Annotated in this window: 16 protein-coding genes and 1 pseudogene; 4 read left to right on the plus strand and 13 right to left on the minus strand. The window is 67.5% G+C overall.

All coding sequences use genetic code 11. From position 1 onward, the window contains the following. Positions 1 to 30: 30 nt before the first annotated feature. Entirely contained in the window at positions 31 to 1,398 is a 1,368-nt protein-coding gene (locus tag AC5Y4D_RS06795) for an ATP-binding protein (protein ID WP_499945115.1), read from the minus strand. Positions 1,399 to 1,474: 76 nt separating this feature from the next. Then, positions 1,475 to 2,602: a M24 family metallopeptidase gene (locus AC5Y4D_RS06800; protein WP_500036792.1), complete on the minus strand. Its 1,128-nt coding sequence runs from the start codon at positions 2,600 to 2,602 to the stop codon at positions 1,475 to 1,477. A gap of 41 nt (positions 2,603 to 2,643) precedes the next feature. On the opposite strand from AC5Y4D_RS06800, the gene AC5Y4D_RS06805 reads away from it, so the two are divergent. Beyond that, complete coding sequence (locus AC5Y4D_RS06805; RefSeq protein ID WP_500036793.1) at positions 2,644 to 3,594, plus strand: 5'-3' exonuclease; 951 nt, start codon at positions 2,644 to 2,646, stop codon at positions 3,592 to 3,594. Here the strand turns inward: AC5Y4D_RS06805 and AC5Y4D_RS06810 are convergent, their stop codons facing one another. The 7 genes from AC5Y4D_RS06810 to pafA form a co-directional block, all read right to left on the minus strand. Then, entirely contained in the window at positions 3,595 to 4,308 is a 714-nt protein-coding gene (locus AC5Y4D_RS06810) for a DUF4333 domain-containing protein (RefSeq protein WP_500036794.1), read from the minus strand. Positions 4,309 to 4,389: 81 nt separating this feature from the next. Continuing rightward, positions 4,390 to 7,092, minus strand: coding sequence for a DEAD/DEAH box helicase (locus tag AC5Y4D_RS06815; protein ID WP_500036795.1), 2,703 nt, complete (start codon positions 7,090 to 7,092; stop codon positions 4,390 to 4,392). 90 nt (positions 7,093 to 7,182) lie between these two features. Then, positions 7,183 to 8,043: a twin-arginine translocase subunit TatC gene (gene tatC / locus AC5Y4D_RS06820; RefSeq protein WP_499945105.1), complete on the minus strand. Its 861-nt coding sequence runs from the start codon at positions 8,041 to 8,043 to the stop codon at positions 7,183 to 7,185. A 119-nt stretch (positions 8,044 to 8,162) separates the two neighbouring features. Then, positions 8,163 to 8,414, minus strand: a complete 252-nt coding sequence (gene tatA, locus AC5Y4D_RS06825; protein WP_499945103.1) for a Sec-independent protein translocase subunit TatA — start codon at positions 8,412 to 8,414, stop codon at positions 8,163 to 8,165. A gap of 91 nt (positions 8,415 to 8,505) precedes the next feature. Continuing rightward, positions 8,506 to 9,480 (minus strand): helix-turn-helix transcriptional regulator, encoded by a 975-nt coding sequence (locus AC5Y4D_RS06830; RefSeq protein ID WP_500036796.1) that lies wholly within the window; start codon positions 9,478 to 9,480, stop codon positions 8,506 to 8,508. Beyond that, a complete protein-coding gene (locus tag AC5Y4D_RS06835; protein WP_500036797.1) occupies positions 9,477 to 10,481 on the minus strand; it encodes a helix-turn-helix transcriptional regulator in 1,005 nt (334 codons plus the stop codon). Before AC5Y4D_RS06835 ends, AC5Y4D_RS06830 begins: the two co-directional genes overlap by 4 nt. Positions 10,482 to 10,492: 11 nt before the next feature. Beyond that, positions 10,493 to 11,851 carry a Pup--protein ligase gene (pafA, locus tag AC5Y4D_RS06840; RefSeq protein WP_500036798.1) on the minus strand — a complete coding sequence of 453 codons (1,359 nt, stop codon included), beginning with the start codon at positions 11,849 to 11,851 and terminating at the stop codon, positions 10,493 to 10,495. 202 nt (positions 11,852 to 12,053) lie between these two features. On the opposite strand from pafA, the gene AC5Y4D_RS06845 reads away from it, so the two are divergent. Next, positions 12,054 to 13,643 carry a PPE family protein gene (locus tag AC5Y4D_RS06845; RefSeq protein WP_500036799.1) on the plus strand — a complete coding sequence of 530 codons (1,590 nt, stop codon included), beginning with the start codon at positions 12,054 to 12,056 and terminating at the stop codon, positions 13,641 to 13,643. Between the two features lie 39 nt (positions 13,644 to 13,682). On the opposite strand, the gene prcA is transcribed toward AC5Y4D_RS06845, so the two are convergent. From prcA to dop, 4 genes are all read right to left on the minus strand, one after another. Then, the gene (prcA, locus tag AC5Y4D_RS06850; RefSeq protein ID WP_499945092.1) at positions 13,683 to 14,456 is read right to left on the minus strand and encodes a proteasome subunit alpha; all 774 of its coding nucleotides are present in this window, start codon (positions 14,454 to 14,456) and stop codon (positions 13,683 to 13,685) included. Further along, on the minus strand, positions 14,453 to 15,319 hold the full coding sequence (prcB, locus tag AC5Y4D_RS06855) for a proteasome subunit beta (RefSeq protein ID WP_499945091.1): 867 nt from the start codon (positions 15,317 to 15,319) through the stop codon (positions 14,453 to 14,455). Before prcB ends, prcA begins: the two co-directional genes overlap by 4 nt. Further along, positions 15,316 to 15,510 (minus strand): ubiquitin-like protein Pup, encoded by a 195-nt coding sequence (locus tag AC5Y4D_RS06860; protein ID WP_499945090.1) that lies wholly within the window; start codon positions 15,508 to 15,510, stop codon positions 15,316 to 15,318. The genes prcB and AC5Y4D_RS06860 overlap by 4 nt, the downstream gene beginning before the upstream one ends. An 89-nt stretch (positions 15,511 to 15,599) precedes the next feature. Further along, positions 15,600 to 17,096, minus strand: a complete 1,497-nt coding sequence (gene dop, locus AC5Y4D_RS06865; RefSeq protein ID WP_499945088.1) for a pup deamidase/depupylase — start codon at positions 17,094 to 17,096, stop codon at positions 15,600 to 15,602. A 398-nt stretch (positions 17,097 to 17,494) separates the two neighbouring features. Here dop and AC5Y4D_RS06870 point away from each other — a divergent pair. Continuing rightward, positions 17,495 to 18,660, plus strand: a pseudogene (locus AC5Y4D_RS06870) (hypothetical protein). 10 nt (positions 18,661 to 18,670) lie between these two features. Continuing rightward, a complete protein-coding gene (locus tag AC5Y4D_RS06875; protein WP_499945087.1) occupies positions 18,671 to 19,312 on the plus strand; it encodes a hypothetical protein in 642 nt (213 codons plus the stop codon). Positions 19,313 to 19,314: the final 2 nt, after the last annotated feature.

Raw genomic sequence — 19,314 nt, forward strand, 5'->3', positions numbered from 1 at the left:
AAGTCCGGCGCCCAAATCAGACGCCACGCCTCATAAGTACATCCCCACCGGCGGTTCGGCTCGATACCGTCCGCTACCCAACTCAGCCAGCAGCGCCGCCGTACTCAAATTCCCACTCAGCACCGCGCGACGAACGATCTCGCGGATGTCGCTGCCGGTGGTGCGCTCGGGTAGCGCGGCCACGACCGCCACGGCGTCGACGTCGTCACCACCCGGCACCCCGCGGATCAGCGCGGCCAGGATCAGCGCGGCATCGGCACGATCCGGATAGCCGACCTCGACGATCGAGTCGAAACGGCCGGTGCGAATCGCCGCCTTGTCCAAGGTCGCGGCGTCGTTTGTGGATGCCAGCGTCAGGATGCGGGCCTCGGGCTTGATGTCCATGGCCTGCAACAGTTCTGAGAGTCCCCCGCCGCCGGTCGCGCGGTCCCGACACCACAAATCGACATCCTCCAACACCAGCAGCACCGGGCCACCGAGCCGCTGCGCCTCTTCCACCACTACGGTCAGCAATTCCGCACCGGCTCGCGCCTCGACGTAGATGACGGTGAAGTCACCGACCACTTCACGCGCCACAACCGCGCTCACGGCCGACTTGCCGGTCCCGGGCGGACCGCACAACAGCACTCCACGCCGCGCGCCGAGGCTGTGCGCGTTCAGCAGTGCGTGACGGTCGCGCACCGACGTCACGCCGAGCGCGACCTCAGTCCACACTTCGTCGCCGACGATCACGTTCTCGCGCGTCGCGGTCGAAGGCAGGTCAATCACCGACAAGCTCAACCCGTGCCGGTAACTGGCGCGCACGACCCGTCCTCGGTACGGGTTGAGTTGGTTGGCGCGTTCGGCGAGCCGGTCCAGCACCGCACGAGCCTGAGCCTGCTCGGCGGGCATCACATAAACGCCCACCGCGGCCGAACGCATCATGGTTTCGCGCGTCTCGATCTGCACCACGCAGCCCGTGTGGTCGAGCAACGTCCCAGTCGGGAAATGCACACGCAGACAAAGCGGATGGCGGTAGCGCTGCTCGCCGATCTCGGTTTGCGTCCACATCGGCGGATTCGCGTACTCCCCCGGGCCGATCTCGCAGACGCCCGTGAACTGATCGATCCGCTCCGCGAGCGCCAGCGCGGTCGTCAACCCGGACACCGCGTTCAGTTCGCGTTCTTCCTCCAGCAGATGCCCGCAGTCGGCCACGCCTAGGCAGCGCGCGGTGAATCGTTCGGCGGTTTCGGCAGTTTCGCGCTCCGTCGCACCGACCAACAGCTCGCCCAGCGCTCGCAACGCCGACCGCACACCGTATTCCAGTCCGTCGAGCCATGCGTTGACGTCGGCGATGGACCGGCGGTGCGGGCCAGTTCCGGCGGTGAAGTCGGTCAGTTCTTGGTAAGTGAGGTTCATCTGCTTCGTGATTGTTTCGGGGACAGCGCAACGGAGCAGGATCGCACCCGCAAAGGCGGACGGTCAATCGAATTTCTCAGGCCACCGGCACAATGACGAGCTCGTGGGGACGGTTGTTGACCGACATCGCGCCGTCGTCGGTCACCACCACGATGTCCTCGACGCGCGCACCCCACCGTCCCGGGAAGTAGATGCCCGGTTCGATCGAAAACGTCATGCCCGCAACCAATGGCAGATCGTTGCCGGCGACGATGTAGGGCTCTTCGTGTACGGACAGCCCGATGCCGTGCCCGGTGCGATGCACGAAATACTCGTCGAGCCCCGCCGAGGCCAATACATCGCGGGCGGCAGCGTCGACCTGTTCTGCTGTCACCCCCGGCCGCACGAAGTCGAACGCCGCCCGTTGAGCTCGTTGCAACACCGAATACTGTTGCGCCACTTCCGGACTGGGTTCACCGATGCTGTAGGTGCGGGTCGAGTCGGAATGGTAGCCGGGCTCGTAGGTGCCGCCGATGTCGACGACGACGATGTCGCCTACCGCCAATTCGCGGTCCGAATACCTGTGGTGGGGATCTGCACCGTGCGGCCCGGATCCGACGATGACGAACGCCACATCTGAATGCCCCTCGGCCACAATTGCTTTCGAGATATCGGCGGCAACGTCGGCTTCGGTCCGGCCCGGCACCAGAAACGACGGCACCCGGGCATGCACCCGGTCGATCGCCGCGCCGGCCTTGCGCAGCGCGTCGATCTCGGCCTCCCCCTTGACCATTCGCAGCTCGCGAAGCACATCCGTGGCCAACACGGGCATCACACCCAGCGCCGCAGCCAGCGGCAGCAGATGCAGCGCAGGCATGGAGTCGGTGACGGCCACCGCGGCCGGCTCCGACCCCAAAGCCTCACGCACCAACCGGTAGGGGTCGTCGCCGTCGACCCAGTCCCGCACATCCAGTCCCAATTCGGCCGCGGCCGAGCCCCGCAGCGACGCGAGTTCCAGTCTCGGCAGCACTACCGTCGGGTCACCGATGGCCGGCAACACCAACGCGGTGAGCCGCTCGAACGTCTCCGCGCGTGAACCGAGCAGATACCGCAAGTCATACCCCGGACTGATCACCAACCCCGCCAGCCCGGCTCGAGCGGCCAATCCGGCGGCGGCGTCCAGGCGGCGGGCATAGACCGCGGCCTCGAATCGGTGAGAGTCCATGGCAGCCAAGGCTAACCGGACGGCCTGGCAGGATTACCCGCATGTCCGCTCCCCTCGCGCTGTTGGACGGCGCCAGCATGTGGTTTCGCTCCTTCTTCGGGGTACCGACCTCAATCAAGGCGCCCGATGGACGCCCGGTCAACGCCGTCCGCGGGTTCATCGACTCGATGGCCGTGGTCATCACTCGACAAAAGCCGAGCCGGCTGGCGGTGTGCCTGGATCTGGATTGGCGCCCGCAGTGGCGGGTGGAGCTGATCCCGTCGTACAAGTCGCAGCGCGTCGCCATGGAAGAACCGGCCGGAGAGCCTGACGTCGAAGAAGTGCCCGACGAGCTGACACCGCAGGTCGACATGATCATGGAGTTGCTGGACGCGTTCGGGATCCCGACGGCCGGCGCACCGGGTTTCGAGGCCGACGACGTGCTGGGCACGCTGGCTTCCCGGGAACGAAAAGACCCGGTGGTGGTGGTCAGCGGGGACCGCGACCTGCTGCAGGTGGTTGCCGACGACCCGGTGCAGGTCCGGGTGCTCTACCTCGGCCGCGGTATGTCCAACGCCACCTTGTTCGGTCCCTCGGAGGTGGCCGAACAGTACGGAGTGCCGGTGGATCGGGCGGGGTCGGCCTACGCCGAACTCGCGCTACTGCGCGGAGATCCTTCCGACGGTCTGCCCGGCGTGCCCGGGGTGGGCCAGAAAACCGCAGCCACCCTGCTCGCCCAATACGGTTCGCTGGACCGGATCGTCGCTGCCGCCGCTGACCCGAAATCCAAGCTGGCCAAAGGACTTCGAGCGAAACTGCGTGACGCCGCCGACTACATCGAGGCCGCGGAAAAGGTCGTACGCGTCGCCACCGACGCCCCCGTCACACTGTCGGCGCGCACCGACGAGCTGCCGCTGCACGCCAAAGACCCCAAACGCACCGCCGAACTGGCGACCCGCTACGGCGTCGGCTCTTCGGTCGCGCGACTGCAGAAGGCTCTGGACGCGCTGTAGTTACTGCGGCCGGCCGACCTCGTAGGTGCCCTTGTCGTCCTGGAACGTCACCGTGACGCGCTTTGATGCGCCGTCGATGCTGACCGTGCAGTCGAAGGTGCCGCCCTTCTTCACGGTCGGGTCAGAACCGCCGTTGCACTTGACGTCTTTGACGTTCTTGGCGCCGTAACCGTTGGTTTCGTCAGTGAGAATCGACTGCACGCCGGAGTTGGCTTTGTTCACGTCGAGCTTGGTGGTGACGAAGAAGCCGGGCACCACGAACCCGAGTATCCCGATGACCACGATGAACAGCGCCGCGATGCCGCCGATCACACCGATGAGGAGACCTTTGGAGCGCTTGGGTCCTGGCTGGGCGTACGGCGCGGCCTGACCCGGGTACTGGGCGGGTTGCCCGTACTGCGGGCCCGTCTGACCGGGCTGCCCGTACTGAGGCTGACCGTACTGCGACTGCTGCCCGTACTGGGGAGTCTGCCCGTACTGCGGAGTCGCGCCGAACTGGGTGGCTTGCGAATTCGGGTCGTAGCCGGGCTGCGCGTACTGCTGCGGATAGGCCTGGTCGGCTTGCTGCTGGTAGCCGGGATACTCCGCGGCCGGGTACGACTGGGCGTGCCAGGTCGCGTCCTGGTTCGGCTGCTGCTGCCAGGGCGACCCCGCCATCGTCGGGTCCGAGGAACCCTGGCCAGGCTGCTGCCACCTCGGGTCTGGTCCACTCATCGTCACTCCTCAGTCCGATTTGTGCTGGCCACACGCTGGGCCGGCGATCACGTCCGGATGTAACCGTAGCTTCGGCTTAGCCTACCCGGCGTCAACTGCGACGACGCCGCGCCGAACGTCATTGATAGCGCGCTTGGCTGTGGCCCGCACATCGGGGTCGGGCGCCGCGTTGCGAACCTGGTCGAGCAAGTCGAGCACCTGGCGGCACCAACGTACGAAGTCCCCTGCTGACAGCGGTGTTCCGGAGTCCGACACCGCCAACGCCGCCGCCAGGTCTCCGCTGCGTGCCCAACGGTAGACCACGCGGACGAAACCGTCGTCGGGTTCACGACTCTGAGTGATGCGATGGGTGTGTTCGTCGGCGCGCAGCGCCGTCGACAACCGGGACGTCTGCAACAGTGCCCGGCGCAATGCCGGCGTGGGCACGTCTGACGCGAACGGTGCGCCCGGGCCGTCACCGCCGCGCGCTTCGAACAGCACCGCCGACACGACCGCGGCCAACTCGGCCGGCTTCAGACCCGCCCACGCGCCGGTGCGCAGGCATTCGGCCACCAGCAGGTCGCTCTCGCTGTAGATGCGCGCCAGCAGTCGCCCGTCGTCGGTGACCTTGGGATCCGGGGCGGGGCCGGTGATGAACTCGCGCTCGGTGAGCAGCCCGACGATGCGGTCGAACGTGCGGGCCAGCGAGTTGGTGGCGGCGGCAACTTTGCGCTGCAGCTGCGCATTGTCGCGTTCGATGCGCAGGTAGCGTTCGGCCTGGCGGACCTGCTCATCCAGGCCCGCCGACTTGTGCAGCGGGTGGCGGCGCAGCTCCTCACGTAACGAGGCCAGCTCGGGGTCGTAGTGCGCGTCGTCCTTGTCGCGACGGCCGGCAGGAATCGTCAGCCCCTCGGCGGCCGAGCGCAGCGCGGAGGCCAGGTCCCGACGCACCCGCGGCTGCCGGTGTTCGACCCGCTTGGGCAGTGTCATGGATCCGACGGGCGGCGTCGACCCGGAATAGTCGGCCGAGGAGATCCGCCCGGCCCAGCGATGTTCGGTCAGCACCAGCGGCCGCGGGTCGGAACTGTCGCGCGCCGACTCCAGCACCACGGCCAGCCCGCCGCGGCGTCCGTGGTTGATGTTGATGATGTCGCCGCGCTTCAGCGCGGCGAGCGCATCACTGGCAGCCTGCCGGCGGTGCAGCCGTGAGGCGCGCGCCTGGGAACGTTCGCGCTCGCCGATCTGCGCCCGCAGCCGGGTGTAGTCGAGTACCGGCGCCTGGTGACCGCCGATCTCGGCGGCGATCTCGTCGAGCATTGCCTTGCCGCGTTCGATGCCGCGAACTATCCCGACGACCGACCGGTCGGCCTGATACTGGGCAAACGACTGCTCCAACAGTCGGTGCGCCTGGTCGGGGCCCAGCTGATGCACCAGGTTGATCGTCATGTTGTACGACGGCGCGAACGAGCTGCGCAGCGGGAACGTGCGGGTGGAGGCCAAACCGGCCACCCCGGACGGCTCGACGTCCGGGTGCCAGAGCACGACCGCGTGGCCCTCGACGTCGATACCTCGCCGGCCCGCCCGGCCGGTCAGCTGGGTGTACTCCCCCGGCGTCAGCGGCACGTGCTGCTCGCCGTTGTACTTCACCAGCTTCTCCAACACGACGGTCCGCGCCGGCATGTTGATGCCCAGAGCCAAGGTCTCAGTGGCGAAAACGGCCTTGACCAGGCCGGCGGTGAACAGTTCCTCCACGGTGTGACGGAACGCGGGCAACATTCCGGCGTGATGGGCCGCCAGCCCGCGCAGCAAACCCTCGCGCCACTCGTAGTAGCCGAGTACGGCCAGATCAGCGTCGGCCAGATCACCGCAGCGGTGTTCGATGACCTCGGCGATCTGCGCACGCTCGGCCTCGGTGGTGAGCCGCAGCGGCGACCGCAGACATTGCTGGACGGCGGCGTCGCAGCCGACCCGGGAGAACACGAACGTGATCGCCGGCAGCAGTCCGGCGGAGTCCAGCGCGGCGATCACGTCGGGCCGGGCCGGCGGACGGTAGAAGCGGGGACGGGCGGGCCCGCGTCGCCGGGGCTGCCAGTCCGACATCCGGTCGGCCTCGCGGCGATGGGCGATGTGGCGCAACAGGTCCGGGTTGACGTGCGGTTTGTCCTTGTGGGTGTCCGAGCGGTAGTCGAACAGGTCGAACAACCGCTTGCCCACCAGGACGTGCTGCCACAGCGGCACCGGCCGGTGCTCGTCGACGACCACGGTGGTGTCCCCGCGCACGGACTGGATCCAGCCGCCGAACTCCTCGGCGTTGCTCACTGTCGCCGACAGGCTGACCAGCCGCACCTCCTCGGGCAGGTGCAGGATGACTTCCTCCCACACCGGGCCGCGCATCCGGTCGGCCAGGAAATGCACCTCGTCCATCACGACGTGTGAAAGTCCTTGCAGCGCAGATGAATTCGCGTAGAGCATGTTGCGCAGCACCTCGGTGGTCATCACCACCACCGGGGCGTCGGCGTTGACCGACAGGTCTCCGGTCAGCAGCCCGATCCGCTCCTTGCCGTAGCGGGCGGTGAGGTCGGAATGCTTCTGGTTGCTCAGCGCCTTCAGCGGCGTGGTGTAAAAGCATTTGCCGCCGGCGGCCAGCGCCAGGTGGACGGCGAACTCGCCGACGACCGTCTTGCCGGCGCCGGTCGGCGCACAGACCAGCACGCCGTGGCCGGCTTCGAGTGCGGCGCAGCCCCGCTTCTGGAAGTCGTCGAGCTGGAAAGAGAGCTCGGCGCTGAAGCGGTCCAGTTCGGTCATTTCGCACTCCGCGAGGGCGCCCAAAATGTCAGCCCCGCCGGCGTGTCGTCGTACATTTGGGCGCGCTCGCGGACGGAGCGGGCAGGAAGGTCAGGTGACGTCGTCATGCGTCCCGCCGAGCACCGAGGGCTCCGGTATCGGCTCGGGTTTGTCGATGACCGAGGCCTCGTCGTCGGGGATTGCTGCCGCTTCGCGCTTGGCCTTGCGCTTGTCGTGCAGTCGGGCGATCTGAATGGCGAACTCGAGCAGCACCGTCAGCGCCAGCCCGAGCGCGGTCATCGAGAACGGGTCCGAGCCGGGGGTGAAGATCGCCGCGAACAGGAACATGGTGAAGATCAGCCCGCGGCGCCACGCCTTGAGTCGCTCGTAGGTCAGCACGCCGGCGAAGTTGAGCATCACGATGAGCAGCGGGAATTCGAAGCTCACGCCGAACACCACCAGCAGGTTGATCAGGAAACCGAAGTACCGGTCGCCGGAGAGCGCGGTGACCTGCACATCGCTGCCCACCGTCAACAGAAAGCTCAGCGCCTTGGACAACACCAGGTAGGCCAGCGCCGCTCCGGCCAAGAACAGCAGCGCCGCCGGAATCACGAACGCCACGGCGAAGCGGCGTTCCTTCTTGTAGAGGCCAGGGGTGATGAACGCCCACAGCTCGTAGAACCACACCGGGCAGGCCAGCACGATCCCGGCCGTCATCCCGACCTTGAGCCGCAGCATGAATTGGTCGAACGGCGCGGTGGCCAGCAGCCGGCACTGCCCGTCGGCGCTGATGCTGGCGCGCGCCGATTGCGGCAGCGCGCAGTACGGCTGCCGCAGCCACTCACCCAGGCTTTCCAGCCCGAAGATCGGGTGCGAGTACCAGATGAATCCGAAGGTGGTGGTGACCACGATCGCGGCCAGCGAAATCAGCAGCCGGGTGCGCAGTTCGGTGAGGTGATCGACCAGGGACATGGTCGCGTCGGGGTTGACGCGGCTGCGCCGATTGCGCGGATTGAGCCGTTTCAGAGGACCGAAGGCGCGCGCTGAAGCCCGGGAACCTTTCACCACATTCGGTCGACAGAGCCGCCGGGTTAGGCCGGCCGCGCCTCGGTGTGACCCTGCTCAGCGGCGGCCGGGGGGTCGACGCGCTGCGATTGCACCGGCGTGGGGGTCTCGATGGCCGCGTCGGTCTTGTTCTCGCTCTGCATCTCGCGGACCTCGGATTTGAAGATCCGCAACGACTTGCCCAGCGAACGCGCCGCATCAGGGAGCCGCTTGGCACCGAACAGCACGATCACCACAACGGCCAGGATCAGCCAGTGCCACGGTTGAAGACTGCCCACTTTGATTACCTCCAGACGTTCGCCCCGATGTTACCGCAGGACAGGCCGCCCACCGGACCACGCGCACCGCGCGCCGCCGGCCACGACGCTGTCAGCCCAGTTCAGCGGCCTGGTAGGCGTCCAGCGCCGCTGCCGCGGCGGCACGCACCCGCTGCGCGAGCGACTCGGGCGCCAGCACCGTCACCTCCGACCCGAATCCGAGCACCAGCCGCGTCATCCAGTCGTCGGAGGCGTAGGTCATCGTCGCCTCGCAGGACCCGTCAGGCAGTTCGCGCACCTCACGCATCGGGTAGTACTCGAACATCCACGACACCGACGGCGCCACCAGCAGCGTCGCCGACGGCAACGACGGATCCCCGTCGAACAGCGACGTGTCCGGCGGCGACTGCAACGCCGGTTCGGGCGCGCGGGCGGCTTCGCCCAGGTCGGTGGCGTCGACGATGCGGTCGAACCGGAACAGCCGGACGCCCTCGGCTTCGCGTGACCACGCCTCCAGGTAGCTGTGGCCGCCGATCAGCAGGACCCGGATCGGGTCGACGACCCGCTGGGTCAGTGAGTCGTGCGAGGCGGCGTAATAGTCGATGGTCAGCGCGTGCTGGTCGCGCACGGCGGCTCGCACCGCAGCCGCAGCGCGGCTCTCGATCGGTGCCGGTTCGTCGACGGCGGCGACGTTGGGTTCGTGCCCGATGGCTCCGGCGCCGGCCGCCGCCGCGATCTTGGCGATCGCGCTGCGCGCGGCCTGCGGATCGACCACACCGGGAATGTCGGCCAGCGCACGCAGCGCCACCAGCAGACCGGTCGCCTCTGGCGAGGTCAGCTTCAAGGGCCGGTCGATGCCTGCCGAGAACGTCACTTTGACTGTGTCACCGGAGAACTCGAAGTCGATGAGATCGCCGGGAAGGTAGCCGGGCAGCCCGCACATCCAGAGTTGGTCGAGGTCAGCCTGGAGTTGCTTCTCGGACACACCGAGCTGGGCGGCAGCGTCGGCTTTGGTGATGCGGGGGTTTGCCAGCAGGTAGGGCACCATGTTGAGCAGCCGGATCAGGCGTTCGGAGATGGCCGTCATTCGTCCCCGCCCTTCCCGGTCTGCGCCCGCAACCGGACCAGCACGTCTTCGCGCAACGACGCCGGCTCCAACACGATCGCGTCGGCTCCGTAGCCGGTGATGTCGCGCGCCAACCGGTCGCTGAACACGATGTCGATCTCGATCACGTCGCCGTCGCGGCCGGCCAAGCGGCGCTGCCCCACCAACCTGCCGGCGCGGCGCAACGCGGTGGCGCGGCCGTCGGCAACCCAGACGGTGGCGTGCGCGCCGGTCGGCGCTTCGGCGACGGCGGCGGCGACGATCCCGGGGAGGTCGACACCGTCGGGCACGGCCACGTCGCCCGGTTGCCCGATGGTCGTGACGCCGGGGCCGATGCGCGAGAGGCGAAAGGTCCGGGTGGCGTCGCGGTCGCGGTCATGGCCGACGAGATACCAGCGGCCCCTGTCGGTGACGACGCCCCATGGTTCGACGGTGCGGGTGGCGTAGGGTTCGGCGCGCGACGGCCGGTGCGGGAATTGGACAGCCTGCCGAGATTCGATGGCGGACAACAGGATTCCGAGCACATCCTCCGAGCCGCGAAGTCCGGTGACGCCGGCCGGGCTGGCGATCGCCACCGGCACTCCCTTGTCTACGGGGTCGACGTCGACGCCGGCTGCGCGCAGTTTGAGAAGCGCGCCCTGGGTGGCGGTGACCAGTTCCGGCGACTCCCACAGCTGCGTGGCCACCGCGACCGCGGCCGCCTCGGCGGGGGTCAGTTCGACTTCGGGCAGTGCGTAGGCCTCGCGGTTGATCCGGTACCCCTCGGTGGGGTCCAGGTTGGATACCCGGCCCACTTCGAGTGGGATGCCGAGGTCGCGCAGTTCGTTCTTGTCGCGCTCGAACATCCGGGAGAACGCCTCGGCGGTGGGGCTGTCGGAGTAGCCGGCGACGCTTGACCTGATCTTTTCGGCGGTGATGTACCCGCGCGTGGACAGCAGGGCGATGACGAGATTGACCAGGCGCTCGACTTTGGAAGTGGGCATCCGGTTAAGGGTTACATACTCGCGATCAGCCGCTTGACCCGCTCGTCGACCGCCCGGAACGGGTCCTTGCACAACACCGTGCGTTGCGCTTGGTCGTTGAGCTTGAGATGCACCCAGTCCACGGTGAAGTCACGCCCGGCGGCCTGTGCTGCGCTGATGAACTCGCCGCGCAACCTGGCGCGGGTGGTTTGCGGCGGATGGTCGACGGCGTCGGCGATCTCCTCGTCGGTGGTCACCCGCGCGGCCAGACCCTTGCGCTGCAACAGGTCGAACACGCCGCGGCCGCGTTTGATGTCGTGGTAGGCCAGGTCCAGCTGCGCGATCTTGGGGTCGGACAGCTCCATGTTGTAGCGGTCCTGGTAGCGCTGGAAGAGCTTGCGCTTGATCACCCAGTCGATTTCGGTGTCCACCTTGGCGAAATCCTGGCTCTCCACGGCGTCGAGTTGGCGACCCCACAGGTCCACGACCTGCTCGATCTGCGGGTTGGGTTCGCGGGTCTGCAGGTGCTCGACGGCGCGGCTGTAGTACTCGCGCTGGATGTCCAGCGCACTGGCCTGACGGCCACCGGCCAGCCGGACCGGGCGCCGCCCGGTGACGTCGTGACTGACCTCGCGGATCGCGCGGATCGGGTTGTCCAACGAGAAGTCACGGAACGCCACGCCGGCTTCGATCATTTCCAGCACCAATGCGGCGGTGCCGACCTTGAGCATCGTGGTGGTCTCGGACATGTTGGAGTCGCCCACGATGACGTGTAGCCGTCGGTACTTCTCGGCGTCGGCGTGCGGTTCGTCGCGGGTGTTGATGATCGGACGGGATCGGGTGGTCGCGCTGGAGACGCCCTCCCAAATGTGTTCGGCGCGTTGGGAAAGGCAGAAGGTGGCCGCCTTCGGCGTCTGCAGCACCTTGCCGGCCCCGCAGATCAGCTGACGGGTGACCAGGAACGGCAGCAGTACATCGGAGATGCGGGAGAACTCGCCGGCGCGCACGATCAGATAGTTCTCGTGGCAGCCGTAAGAGTTGCCCGCCGAGTCGGTGTTGTTCTTGAACAGGTAGATGTCGCCACCGATGCCTTCGTCGGCGAGGCGCTGCTCGGCGTCGACCAGTAGGTCTTCGAGCACCCATTCCCCCGCGCGGTCGTGGGTGACGAGTTGCACCAGGCTGTCGCATTCGGCGGTGGCGTACTCGGGATGGCTTCCCACGTCGAGGTAGAGCCGGGCGCCGTTACGCAGGAAGACGTTGGAGCTGCGCCCCCACGACACCACCCGGCGGAACAGATAGCGGGCCACCTCGTCCGGGCTGAGTCGACGATGCCCGTGGAAGGTGCAGGTGACACCGAACTCGGTCTCGATGCCCATGATTCGTCGCTGCACAGTTCGAGGGTACTTGCTGTCCGACAGCGACGGTGAGCAAGCCGCGCAGTGCAGCCGCGGGTTTTGTCTTGCCCGGCGCAAATCGCCGCGGTTTCCCGCGGCGGTAGGTATCGTGATGCCGAATCGAAAAGTTTGGCTCCTCGAAAATCTCCGTCCTCAGCCCGGTCGGGAGGTCCTGTTTGATGTCAGCACCGGGTGCCCGGTGACTGCCCCGTTGTTCATGGCCGCGCCGCCGGAGGTGCACTCAGCGCTGCTGAGCGAGGGCCCGGGGCCCGCGGCGTTGCTGGCGGCGGCAGCGGCATGGAATTCGCTGAGCATCGAATACGCCACGGCCGCCGAAGAACTGACCGGGCTGATCGCGTCGCTTGCCTGGGAAGGGGCCGGCGCGCAATCTTGCGTAGCCGCGCATGCGCCGTATGCGGCGTGGTTGCTGGACGCGAGCGTCGACAGCGCAGCGATCGCCGCGCAGCACGAGACGGCGGCCGCGGCCTACGTCGCGGCGCTGGCAACTATGCCGACCCTGGCGGAGTTAGCGGCCAATCATGTCACCCACGCCGCGCTGGTCGCGACGAATTTCTTCGGGATCAACACGATCCCGATCGCGTTCAACGAGGCCGACTACGTGCGGATGTGGATCCAGGCCGCCACCACAATGACCGTCTACCAGGCCAGCGCGGAGGCGGCGCGCACCTCGACTCCGCAGCCGGTCCCGGCGCCGCGAATCCTGGCAGCACCGGCAGCGACGCTGGATCCCGGGCGAATGTTCTTCAACGCATTCCAATCGTTCCTGCTCGACCTCGGAGTCAACCCGCTCATCCGTAACCCGTTGGTTTCCAACGCACTTACCGATCTCATCGCGGACGTGCTGGAGAACTTCGGCATCTACTGGGACCCCGCGACCGGCATGCTCAACGGTCTGGGCTACGAGTACTACGCCGATGCGACTCAGCCGATGTGGTACGTCGCCCGGGGACTCGAACTCATCGGGGACTCGATGCAGATGACGCAGAACCCCGCCCAGGCGCTGCAGTATTTCGTCGCCTTGTCCGTGTTCGACTGGCCCACTCACATCGCCCAACTCGGAAACGCGCTGACCCAAGCCCCGCTGCTGCTGGCAGCTGTCGGGGGTGCGATGACGGTCCCCGCGACGGGCGCGGGCGCGCTCGCTGGTCTCGCCGGCCTGGCGGGCTTATCGCACCCGGCCGCCGCGGCCGCGCCGGTGCCCATCACCACGGCGCCGGGCTCCTGGCCGGTCGCAGGCATGAACTCTCCCGTGACGGCATTCGCGTCGGCTCCTGGAACCGTGCCCACACCCGGTCCGGCCCCTTCGACCGTGTCGACCGCCGCTTCCCCACCGCCGTCGCCTCCGGCGGGTTTCATGGCGCCCTATGCAGTGGGTCCGCCCGGCATCGGCTTTGATTCCGGGATGGCCTCTGGCCTGAGCGCTCAGGCCAAGAGGAAGGCACCAGAGCCCGACACCGCAGCCGCCGCGGCGCAGTCACCGGCCGCGAGTCGCCGGCAGGCCCGGGCGCGACAGCGCAAGCGGACAACGCAGCGTCATTACGGCGACGAGTTCATGGATATGGATGTCGAGGTCGATCCGGATTGGGCGGGGCCAGGGCGCGCCGAACCCGACACAGCCACGGCCTCACGCCAGGGTGTCGGCCACCTCGGATTGGCTGGGACAGTAAGCCGTGATACCGGGGCCGACGTCGCGGGATTGACGACGTTGACCGGCGACGGATTCGGCGGCGGGCCCACTGAGCCGATGGTGCCGAGCACTTGGCGGTGACGGCGGTTGCGCGGCGTCCGGCCGTCAGTTGCGGGGAACTCAGTCCGCCGAATCGCCCTCGGACTCGGATCCCTCTGCTGGTCCGTCCGAGTCGTCCGAAGCGGGTTCCTGCAGCAGTGATTCCAGGGTGGAACGGTTGATCCGGCGGAACGCGCGCCGAGGCCGGTTGGCATCCAGGATCGCCACTTCCAGGCTGGCCACGCCGACGCTGGACTGGCCGTTGCTGCTGGCGTCCGCGCTGCCGGCGCGCAACGCCTCGACCGCGATGCGCAGCGCGTCGGGCAGGTCAGCGTTCTCGGTGAAGGACTCCTTGAGCGCGTTGGTGATCGGCTCGGTGGTGCCGCCCATCACCACGAAGTGCGGCTCGTCGGCGATCGACCCGTCGTAGGTGATCCGGTAGAGCTCCGGGGCCTTCGTCTCGCCGTAGTGAGCGACCTCGGCCACGCACAACTCGACCTCGTAGGGCTTGGCCTGCTCGGTGAAGATGCTGCCCAGTGTCTGGGCGTAGACGTTGGCGAGCTGGCGGCCGGTGACGTCGCGACGGTCGTAGGCGTAGCCGCGGGTGTCGGCGAACTGGATTCCGCCGCGGCGCAGGTTGTCGAACTCGTTGAACTTTCCGGCGGCGGCGAACCCCACCCGGTCGTACAGTTCGCTGATCTTCTGCAGTGAGCGTGACGGGTTTTCCGCGACGAATAGCACGCCGTCGGCGTAGGCGAGCGCGACCACGCTGCGCCCTCGGGCGATACCTTTGCGCGCGAGCTCGCTGCGCTCGCGCATCGCCTGTTCCGGCGAGATGAAATACGGAAAGCTCACTTCTCACCACCATCGGGGCCGAAAGTGTCGGCGCGCGAGCGGCTCTCGATGACCTCGCGGGCCAACTCGGCGATGCGTCGCTCGGGGATGTCCAGCGCCCCGTCGGCGTCGATGGTGACCGCGGTCGGATAGATGCCGCGCACCAGATCCGGTCCGCCGGTGGCCGAGTCGTCGTCGGCGGCGTCATAAAGCGCTTCCACGGCCACCCGCAACGCCGAATCGGCGTCGGCGACTTGCGAATACAGCTTCTTGATCGACGACTTGGCGAAGATCGAGCCCGAGCCCACCGACTGGTAGCCCTCTTCCTCGATGTTCCAGCCGCCGGCGGCGTCGAAGGAGACGATGCGACCCGCCGATTCGGGGTCGCCGGCATGGATGTCGTAGCCGACCAGCAGCGGCAGGGCCACCAGACCCTGCATCGCGGCGGGCAGGTTGCCGCGCACCATGATCGCCAGCCGGTTGACCTTGCCGGCGAACGTCAGCGGCACCCCTTCGAGCTTCTCGTAGTGCTCGAGTTCGACGGCGTAAAGACGGGCGAACTCGACGGCGATCGCCGCGGTGCCCGCGATGCCGGTGGCGGTGTAGTCGTCGGTGATGTAGACCTTGCGCACGTCACGGCCGGCGATCATGTTGCCCTGCGTCGAGCGGCGGTCACCGGCGATCAGGACGCCGCCGGGGTATTTCAGGGCGACGATGGTGGTGCCGTGCGGCAGCTGGTCGCCGACGGTCGCGCCGCTGATGCTGGCCGGAAGCAGTTCCGGAGCCTGGCGCCGTAGGAAGTCGGCGAAAGACGACAGGTCTACACCTGATGTACCGGAGAGTGCTGGGTTGATGGGTAGGCGGTCGGGCAACTGCCAGGTCACTGGCCGCCCTTTTGGACGTATGCCCGCACGAAGTCCTCGGCGTTCTCTTCCAGGACGTCGTCGATCTCGTCGAGCAGATCGTCGGTGTCTTCGGTCAGCTTCTCCCGGCGCTCCTGGCCCGCGGCCGCCGCGCCGGTGATGTCGTCGTCATCGCCGCCGCCACCGCCACGTTTGGTCTGCTCCTGCGCCATCGCCGCCTCCTGCTCCCTCACGGGCAGTCGCCCGTTGGCTTTTTTCTACCCTACCGGTCACGACCGACATTTCGTCGGCCTAACAACCCTCAGCTGGTCAGTTGTTCCACCAGTTCCGCGGCGCTGTCCACCGAATCCAGCAGTGCGCCCACGTGCGCTTTACTGCCTCGCAGCGGCTCCAACGTCGGGATCCGCACCAGCGAATCACCACCCAGATCGAAAATCACCGAATCCCAGCTGGCCGCGGCGATGTCGGCGCCGAATCGGCGCAGGCATTCGCCACGGAAGTACGCGCGGGTGTCGGTCGGCGGGTTGTCGACCGCTTCGAGCACCTGGTGCTCGCTGACCAGACGCTTCATCGATCCGCGCGCCACCAGGCGGTTGTACAGGCCTTTGTCGAGTCGCACGTCGGAGTACTGCAGGTCCACCAGGTGCAGGCGGGGTGCCGACCAGCTCAGGTTTTCGCGCTGCCGGAAACCTTCGAGCAGCCGCAGCTTGGCCGGCCAATCCAGCAACTCGGCGCACTCCATCGGGTCACGCTCGAGCAGGTCCAGGGCGTGCGCCCAGGTCTCCACGACATGCGAGGCGCGCGGATCCGGGTCGCGGCTGTCGACCAGTTTGGCCACCCGGTCGAGGTAAATCCGTTGCAGCGCAAGGCCGGTGAGTTCCCTGCCGTCGACCAGCGCCACGGTTTGGCGCAGCGACGGGTCGCGGCTGATCGCGTGCACCGCATGCACCGGGCGCGCCAGCGCGAGGTCGCTGAGGTCGACACCTTCCTCGATCAGGTCGAGCGCCAGCGCCGTGGTGCCCAACTTCAGATAGGTCGAGGTCTCGGCGAGGTTGGCGTCGCCGATGATGACGTGCAGCCGCCGGTACCGGTCGGCGTCGGCGTGCGGTTCGTCGCGGGTGTTGATGATGCCGCGTTTGAGGGTGGTCTCCAGCCCCACCTCGACCTCGATGTAGTCCGAGCGCTGCGAGAGCTGGAAACCGGGCTCGTCGCCGGACGGGCCGACGCCGACGCGACCGGATCCGGTCACCACCTGCCTGGAAACCAGGAACGGGGTCAGGCCGGCGATGATCGCCGAGAACGGTGTCTGGCGGCTCATCAGGTAGTTCTCGTGCGACCCGTACGAGGCGCCCTTGCCGTCGACGTTGTTCTTGTACAGCTGCAGTTTGGCCGCGCCGGGCACGCTCGCGACATGCCGGGCGGCGGCCTCCATCACCCGCTCGCCCGCCTTGTCCCAGATCACCGCGTCCATCGGATCGGTGCATTCGGGCGCGGAGTACTCCGGATGCGCGTGGTCGACGTAGAGCCGCGCTCCGTTGGTCAGGATCATGTTGGCCGCGCCGACCTCGTCGGCGTCGACCACCGGCGGGGGCCCGGCCGAGCGGCTCAGGTCGAAGCCGCGGGCGTCGCGCAGCGGCGACTCGACCTCGTAGTCCCAGCGGGTCCGCTTGGCGCGCTGGATGCCGGCGGCCGCGGCATAGGCCAGAACGGCCTGCGTCGATGTGAGGATCGGGTTGGCGGTCGGGTCCGACGGCGAGGAGATGCCGTATTCGACCTCCGTCCCGATAATCCGTTGCATGCCTTGAGCTTAGGCGGGTCGACGATGCAGCCCCGGCCGGGGCTGCTGAGGAGGCCGCTGCTGGGGCGCTCGATTAGCGGGCTGGGCGCTCGATTAGCGGGCTGGGCGCTCGGTTAGCGGGCTGGGCGTCGAGTGTGAACTCAGGGACTCGAGCGTGAACTCAGGGACTTGAGCGTGAACTCAGGGACTTGAGCGTGAACTCAGGGACTTGAGAGTGCAGCTACGGTGGCCTGGGGGGCGAAATCCCGCCCAGGCTTCACCCGCAAAGCCTGGGCTTCACCCGCAACGCCCAGGCTTCACCCGCGGAAGCCCCGCGTTCAAACTGGAGACGCTGAGCGCCACACTCCACCGGACTAATTCGCGGATCGGCGAGCGTCCCGAGGTTAAGGTGAGCCGTCATGGGCCCCTCATCGGCCACGGACGAGGCGGAAAGCTGGTTCTTGGCGCGCGGTCTGCCGTCGGTGCTCACGACACGCGGCCGGTGGCGCCGACTGTGGTCGCGGTCGGCCCCGATGTTGACTGCCAACGCGACGCTGCACTGCTGGACCGTGCCGGTCCTGCTTGTCACCGAAGGCAAAGACGTCGTGATCGACGGCGCGCCGTCACCGCGGGAATGGGTCCTCCTGCTGCTCATCGTGCTCGCTCCGATAGCAATGACGACCATCGGGTGGCTGGTATCCCGCATATCGAACGGTCGTTATCGGGCATTGGCGTCCACGGTGGCGATGACGATCATCGGTGTCGTCATCGTCGTCGGAGCGAACCCTGCACACCTTTTGAATGCCGTCGGCGCCGCGGGGGTCCTGATGCTGCTGACCGGCTGCGGCGTCGGGTCGGTGGCGGGCTGGTCGGCGCGCATGACGCTCAGTCACTTCGCGACCATCGGGGGTCTTGCCGTCCGGGCATTACCGGTGGTGCTGTTGACCACGTTGGTGTTCTTCAACGGCAACGTCTGGCTGATGTCGGCCACGATCAGCGCCGAACGCCTGGCGTTGGCGATGCTGTTCCTGGTCGGTATCGCGGCCGCGTTCGTCGTGTCGGCGACGGCCGAGCGGGTCAGACCGATGCTGCGGACGCATGCGGCGGGTCCTACCGCATCGGAGTACCTGGTCGACACACCTTTCGAGACCATGCCGGACCCGCCGAGCAGTCCCCCGCTGAGCCGCACAGAGCGCGCCAATGTGGTCTTCGTGCTGGCGGCCTCACAGCTGGCGCAGATCACGGTCGTTGCGGTGCTGACTGCGGCAATATACGTGACACTCGGGCTCATCGTGCTCACGCCACAGCTGTTGAAGGAATGGGCGCACACCGCCTCGGACAACGCCACCATCTTGGGCCTGACCGTCCCCGTCCCGGACGCCTTGATCCATCTGTGCCTGTTCCTGGGCGCGCTGACGTTCATGTACATCAGCGCCCGCTCGGCCGGTGACGACGATTATCGCTCCACGTTCGTCGACCCGCTGATCGACGATCTGCGCGCGACGCTGACGGCCCGCAATCGCTACCGTAGCCGCGTGCGAACGCGCCGGTGACCATTGTTGACGCCGCTGACCTGGGTGATTAGGTTCACCCTGGTGTCAGCCCCTCAGTCGAGCTCCCCCCGCCACCAGAAGGCGGACGATTTGTCCGGGAAACGTTATGGCGAAGTACTTCTCGTCACTCCCGGCGAGGCGGGGCCCCAAGCCACCGTCTACAACAGCTACCCCCTCAACGACTGTCCGGCCGAGTTGTGGTCGGCCCTCGACGCCCACACCATCGCGACCGAAAACGGCGCTGCCACAGCGCTTCTCAACGGTCCGCGCTACTGGCTGATGAACCGGATCGAAAAGACTCCGAAGGGCCCGCAGATCGTCAAGAATTTCGGCGGCATCGACATGTTGCTGCAGGCCACCGTGCTGCTGTCGTCGATGAATCCGACGCCCTACACCGTCAACCAGGTGAGCCGGAACACCGTCTTCATCTTCGACGCCGGCGAGGAGATCTACGAACTTCAGGACCCCCACGGCCGGCAATGGGTCATGCAGACCTGGAGCCAGGTCACCGATCCCGCCCTGTCGCGGGCCGACCTGCCAGGGCTCGGCGACCGGCTCAACCTGCCAACCGGATGGGCCTACCGCTCGCGCGTGCTGACCGAAGAGTTGCGCGTCGACACCACGACTCAGGCGGCCCAGGTGCTGCAGGACGACCTGACGAACAGCTATTCGCTGGCAACCTAGTT

The sequence above is a fragment of the Mycobacterium sp. NGS67 genome, assembly GCF_059812185.1.

Coding starts and splice junctions, on each gene's coding strand:
- AC5Y4D_RS06795 (WP_499945115.1), bottom strand. CDS start 1,398: ATGAACCTCACTTACCAAGAACTGACCGACTTCACCGCCGGAACTGGC.
- AC5Y4D_RS06800 (WP_500036792.1), bottom strand. CDS start 2,602: ATGGACTCTCACCGATTCGAGGCCGCGGTCTATGCCCGCCGCCTGGAC.
- AC5Y4D_RS06805 (WP_500036793.1), top strand. CDS start 2,644: ATGTCCGCTCCCCTCGCGCTGTTGGACGGCGCCAGCATGTGGTTTCGC.
- AC5Y4D_RS06810 (WP_500036794.1), bottom strand. CDS start 4,308: ATGAGTGGACCAGACCCGAGGTGGCAGCAGCCTGGCCAGGGTTCCTCG.
- AC5Y4D_RS06815 (WP_500036795.1), bottom strand. CDS start 7,092: ATGACCGAACTGGACCGCTTCAGCGCCGAGCTCTCTTTCCAGCTCGAC.
- tatC (WP_499945105.1), bottom strand. CDS start 8,043: ATGTCCCTGGTCGATCACCTCACCGAACTGCGCACCCGGCTGCTGATT.
- AC5Y4D_RS06830 (WP_500036796.1), bottom strand. CDS start 9,480: ATGACGGCCATCTCCGAACGCCTGATCCGGCTGCTCAACATGGTGCCC.
- AC5Y4D_RS06835 (WP_500036797.1), bottom strand. CDS start 10,481: ATGCCCACTTCCAAAGTCGAGCGCCTGGTCAATCTCGTCATCGCCCTG.
- AC5Y4D_RS06860 (WP_499945090.1), bottom strand. CDS start 15,510: ATGGCGCAGGAGCAGACCAAACGTGGCGGTGGCGGCGGCGATGACGAC.
- dop (WP_499945088.1), bottom strand. CDS start 17,096: ATGCAACGGATTATCGGGACGGAGGTCGAATACGGCATCTCCTCGCCG.